Here is a 590-nt window from a genome sequence, read left to right on the forward strand (position 1 = left end):
CGCACAGAGGTACTACCACCAAGCGACATTTGCTCTGAACTAAACAACGTGTCGGGTGATACTTGTCCTGAAAACAGCGTGTTATAGCGAAAGTGATACTGTTTGAGCGAAAAAGGACGCACGTAGCCTAGAGAAAAAGACAATTTGGAAAATTGCCCTTTGGGTGCATTCTTTGTTGCATTCTCTTGCTCTTTATCATCATAAGCGCCAAGAATTGCCAACCCTTTATGAAACCCTATATGCGCGCTTAATTCTCCTCCAAGCCACTTGCGCGAATGATCAAGCTCAAAGGTTGTAATAGCTAGTTTACGGCTGGAATTATCAGAATATTTCCATGTCAACCGTCCCGTAAGCCAGGTCTTCCCCTCTTGATCACGATCAATAACCCGTGAAATCCACGGTGTCAGCGATAAAGACTTACCCGCAGTCATAATATCGGAAAATATTCCCTTAACACTTGAATGATATTGGCTCCACGTCCCATCAAAACCTGTTGTCCAAGTGCCATAGGGAAGAGAAAATGATCCCGTTAGAGTATCACTATTGGGGCGCTTGTGAGAAAAATGATACGGACTACCATCCATAGAACG

At 44.1% G+C, this 590-nt stretch carries 1 protein-coding gene; it reads right to left on the bottom strand.

Going from position 1 to position 590, the window contains the following annotated elements; all coding sequences use genetic code 11:
• The coding region (locus tag ACFINR_RS09585) for a ShlB/FhaC/HecB family hemolysin secretion/activation protein (RefSeq protein WP_375654253.1) at nt 1-590 on the bottom strand (590 nt) is incomplete at both ends.

This window comes from Bartonella sp. AP19HLJMH (assembly GCF_042196245.1).
Taxonomy (GTDB): Bacteria; Pseudomonadota; Alphaproteobacteria; order Rhizobiales; family Rhizobiaceae; genus Bartonella.